Raw genomic sequence first — 4,404 nt, forward strand, 5'->3', positions numbered from 1 at the left:
ACGACGGCGCACTGTCCACGGGCGGTCCCCCTCCACCATGACCAACCCGAAGATCATCCCACCCGGACAGCCAACGTAACAGCACCGTGTCGGCAGTTCATGGCCCTGGGGCCGGTACATGGCCGAGCTGTAACGGCCGGCCGCCGTGACGGCCGGCCTCGGGACCGGCGCCGGTCATACGGGCGGCCCGGTGACGAAGTCACCGTTCTCGTCGTAGGGCCAGGCGTTGGCGACGCAGCCGTGCAGGCCCTTGATCTGCTGCATCATCACGGGGGCCAGTCGCCCGGCGCCCCCGCAGGTCACGTGCGAGTGACCGAGGAAGTGCCCCACCTCGTGGTTGATGATCAGCGCCCGGTAGTCGTGGATCGGCCCGTCGAAGTTGGGCGAGCCCTTGACCCAGCGCTTGAGGTTCACCACCACCCCTCCGGGAACCTCGCAGTTGTACTCGCCTCCGGTGTCCTGCTGGATGCCCGCCCAGCACAGGGCGTCCGCCGTCGCCGGTGTCGCGATCTTTATCGTGATGTCGTGCGGCGATCCCGCGCCCACCAGTTGGAACGCGTTGTCCGGGTCGTGGGTCCAGCCCCGCGGGGCGGCGAGTATCTCGGCGATCTCGTTCGCCGCCTGGGACGGCGAGATGTCGAGGCCGGTCTCGACCTCCACGACGTAGCGCACCGGGCGGGAACCGCTGCCCACCGTCTCCCCACTGGCCTGCGCGGTGACGAACGTACCGTTGCCCGTCGGGGGGACGTCGATCTCGGTCCGGCTCGCGGAGGGAGAGGGGGAGGAGGAAGGGGAGACGGAGGGGGACGGTGTGGGAGTGGGGGTGACGTGCGTGCTCCGCGGGTGCGGCGCACCGCTCGACGCGTCGCTCCGCCCGCCTCCCAGGAGGTACGCCGCCGAACCCAGCAGGCCGGCGGCCACCAGCAGGCCGATCAGCAGGCTCCGGCCCCGGCGGCGCGGCCGTCCCCGGCGATGGGCGGACCGGCGTCGGTGACCGGCGCGGTGACCGGCCGCGGTGCTGCCGGTGGCGGGTGCGGATTGCCGCTCTCGTGCCGAATACATGGCAGCTCAATCTGGTGATCCCAGATGATCCCCATGAGCCGGCGCTGTCACGGAAAGATAACGACGCCCGCGTTCCCCGGCCCGTGTGATCGTTGTGTAACGGCGGTCGGAGAGGGGCCTTCCTCGGGACGGTCATCTCGTCCGGTCTGCTTACACTGCCGAAATGCCACGGGTTCTGATCGTCGAAGACGACCTAGATGTCCGCAGGGCCGTCCAACTGGGTCTGCGGCATCAGGGGCATGAGGTCTTCGCCGTGGAAACGGGGGAGGAAGGGCTGGAACAGCTCCTCCCCTTCCGGCCGGACGTCGTCGTGCTCGATCTCATGCTGCCCGGCATGTCCGGCCTGGACGTGTGCCGCCGGATCAGGGACCGCGACCAGGTACCGATCATCATGGTGACGGCCCGGGGAGACGACGTCGACGTGGTCGTGGGACTGGAGACCGGTGCGGACGACTACGTGGTGAAGCCCGTGCAGGCCCGGGTGCTCGACGCACGGATACGGGCCGTACTGCGCAGACAGGACGCGTCGCTGCCGGACGGCACCCGTCCCCGGGCGGAGACGCACGGCGAGCTGGTCGTCGACCGCGCCGGACTCGTGGTGACGCACCGCGGCGAACCCGTCACCCTCGCCCCCTCCGAACTGCGGCTGCTGCTGACCCTGTCGGCCTCGCCCGGCCAGGTGTTCAGCCGCCAGCAGCTGCTGGAAGCGGTCTGGGAACACAGCTACCACGGCGACATACGGCTCGTGGACGCCTGTGTGAAGCGACTGCGCAACAAGCTCGGCGAGGGCAGGAATCCCCGTTACGTGCAGACCGTACGCGGATTCGGTTACCGCTTCGGCACCTCATGAGCGACCGGACGTCCGCGCGGACACGGAGGACCGCCGGGGAGCGGAGGACCGCACCCGAGGTCCCCACGGCTGAAGAGCCCCCCGCCCCCGTACCGGGTGCCGGCCCCCGGCGGTTCCTCCGGGCGGCCCTGGCACGCATCCCGCTCCCCCTGCGCGGTCTGCGCCCCCGCCTGCTGACGTCCTTCGTCCTGGTGGCCATGGCCAGCTCCCTGGGCACCGGGGCCCTCGCCTTCCGCGAGGCGCGCACGGGGGTGCTCCAGCAGAGCCAGGACTCCGTCATCAACCAGTTTCGTACGAGCGTCGACGCCGTCGCGCCCTCCATCCCCATTGCCCCGAACCAGGCGGACCTCCAGTCCGCGGTGGACCAGGTGCTGCACGCGAACCGTTCGTCGGGCTGGCGGATCATGGCCACGTACGGTGGCCACCGCGCCTACGCGCCGAGCGCCGGTTTCGTCGAGCTGAGCCCCGAAATGCTCCGGTCCGTCCGGGACCGACGTGTCGCGGTGTTCCAGCGGATGAACGTCGACGGGCGTCCTCGTCTCGTCGTCGGCATGCCCGTCACGTACACCTGGGGCGAGGGCCTGGAGACCAGGCTCTCCGGGCTCGTGATGTACCTGGAGGTCCCGCAGACCACCGAGGAGGGGTACGTCGAGGCCATGGTCCACGGCATCGAGCGGGCCACCCTGGTGGCCCTGTGCCTCGCCGTCGTCCTGGCGCTGCTCGCCGCGAGGGGCGTACTGCGTCCCGTACGGGCGCTGCGCCGGGCGACGCGCCGGATGGCCGCGGGGCATCTCGACGTCCGGCTGGACGTCACCGGCTCCGACGAACTGGCCGATCTCTCCCGGTCCTTCAACGAGACGGCGGCCGAACTGGAGCGGACCGTACGGGAGCTGCGCCGCCTGGAGGCCCAGGGGCGCCGCTTCGTGGCGGATGTCTCCCACGAGCTGCGCACGCCGCTGGCGGCGATGTCGGCGGTCACCGACGTGCTGGACCTGGAGGGAGAAGGGGAGACCGGTGAGGCGCTGCGGCTCATCAGCGAGGGAACGAACCGGCTGAGCGGATTGGTGAACGACCTGATGGAGATCTCCCGTTTCGACGCGGGGGCGGCCGAACTCAACCGGGACGAGATCGACCTGGCCGAGTCCGTACGGCGCACCGTCGCCTCCCGGTGGCGGCAGGAGCAGGTGGAGACCCTGCTGCCCGGACCGGGTGAGCTCCGCGCGCGCGTCGATCCGCGCAGACTCGACGTGGTGACGGCCAATCTGATCGGCAACGCGCTGCGGCACGGAGAGCCGCCCGTGCGGCTGACCATGGGGGTACGGGTGGACGGGGCGGGCATGGCGTGGGCCGTCATCGAGGTGACCGACAACGGACCGGGGATCGCCGAGGAGGCCATGCCGCACATCTTCGAGCGGTTCTACAAGGCGAGCACCTCACGGGCCAGGAGCGAGAGCAGCGGGCTGGGTCTGGCCATCACGGCGGAGAACGTGCGCCTGCACGGGGGGCGCATCCGGGCGGCGAACCTGCCCCGGGGCGGCGCGGTGTTCACGGTCGAACTCCCGCTGCACCGCGACGACACCGACACCGAGGCCGACGGGGGCACCCGGTGAGGGGCTCGCGCACGGCAGCGCTGCTGTCCGGGCTCACGGCCGTGGCCGCGGTCGCGCTCACGGCGTGCGGAGTCCCCCCGTCCGGTGTCATCGAGACCGGTGCGCCGGCGAGCGGCATGTACTCCCCCAGTGCGACACCACCCTCGACGCCCGCCACCATCTCCCTCTTCTTCCTGCGCGACGGGAAGTTGACGCCCTATCCCCGCCGGATCGACGACGCCGGGGACTTCGAGGCCGTCGTACGCCTGCTGTTCGAGGGGCCGGCCGCGAACAAGGCCGCGATGGCCACCACGGAGCTGCCCCGCCTGACGGACGCGCCGCGGGTGGCGATCGACGGCGGCATCCTCTTCGTCAAACTCCCCGATGCGACGGCTCCGCTGAGCCGTCGGGCCATGCTCCAGCTGACGTGCACGGTGAACCACGCGGCTTCGCCGGTCCCCACCGCCGTCCCCCGCGCCGACGCGGAAGCCGACGGCGACACCGCGCGCCGTTCCGCCGCACCCAGCAGCCTGCATGTGTTCGGGGACGGATGGGCGATGACGCAGTCGGACCACGCGTGCCCCGTCGTGTCCCCTCCGCAGGAGCAGCCGGAAGCACCGACCCCGTGGGAGCCCTCCGGCTGACCACCGGGCGGCCCCCACCCAGGACGGCCCCCGCCCAGGACCGGAACCGGCCTTCCGGCCACGCCCCCGCCTGACCGCACGGTGGCAGGCCGGCCGACCGCTTCCGGGCATATGCTGTGCCGCTCGAAAAGCCATCGTCGCCGGTCAAGCGATATAGCGGTACTCGCTGATCACGCCGCCGAGGATCCTGGTCCGCAGCACTCGGCGGGCGTTGAGGTCGTGCACTGTGGCATCGGGCCGTTCCGTGGCATCAGGCGGT

Annotated in this window: 4 protein-coding genes; 3 read left to right on the forward strand and 1 reads right to left on the reverse strand. The window is 71.3% G+C overall.

What is annotated here, in order from left to right; all coding sequences use genetic code 11:
• Positions 1–174: 174 nt before the first annotated feature.
• The gene (locus RIM90_RS30745; protein ID WP_309064021.1) at positions 175–1,062 is read right to left on the reverse strand and encodes a DUF3152 domain-containing protein; all 888 of its coding nucleotides are present in this window, start codon (positions 1,060–1,062) and stop codon (positions 175–177) included.
• A gap of 163 nt (positions 1,063–1,225) precedes the next feature.
• On the opposite strand from RIM90_RS30745, the gene RIM90_RS30750 reads away from it, so the two are divergent.
• The 3 genes from RIM90_RS30750 to RIM90_RS30760 are packed head-to-tail and all read left to right on the forward strand — an operon-like array spanning position 1,226 to position 4,145.
• Positions 1,226–1,912, forward strand: coding sequence for a response regulator transcription factor (locus RIM90_RS30750; protein WP_081235485.1), 687 nt, complete (start codon positions 1,226–1,228; stop codon positions 1,910–1,912).
• Positions 1,909–3,522 (forward strand): HAMP domain-containing sensor histidine kinase, encoded by a 1,614-nt coding sequence (locus RIM90_RS30755; RefSeq protein WP_309064022.1) that lies wholly within the window; start codon positions 1,909–1,911, stop codon positions 3,520–3,522. The genes RIM90_RS30750 and RIM90_RS30755 overlap by 4 nt, the downstream gene beginning before the upstream one ends.
• Positions 3,519–4,145, forward strand: a complete 627-nt coding sequence (locus tag RIM90_RS30760) for a hypothetical protein (RefSeq protein WP_309064023.1) — start codon at positions 3,519–3,521, stop codon at positions 4,143–4,145. Before RIM90_RS30755 ends, RIM90_RS30760 begins: the two co-directional genes overlap by 4 nt.
• Positions 4,146–4,404 lie beyond the last annotated feature (259 nt).

The sequence above is a fragment of the Streptomyces sp. genome (assembly GCF_031181555.1).
In the GTDB taxonomy this organism is placed as follows: Bacteria; Actinomycetota; Actinomycetes; order Streptomycetales; family Streptomycetaceae; genus Streptomyces; species Streptomyces fimbriatus.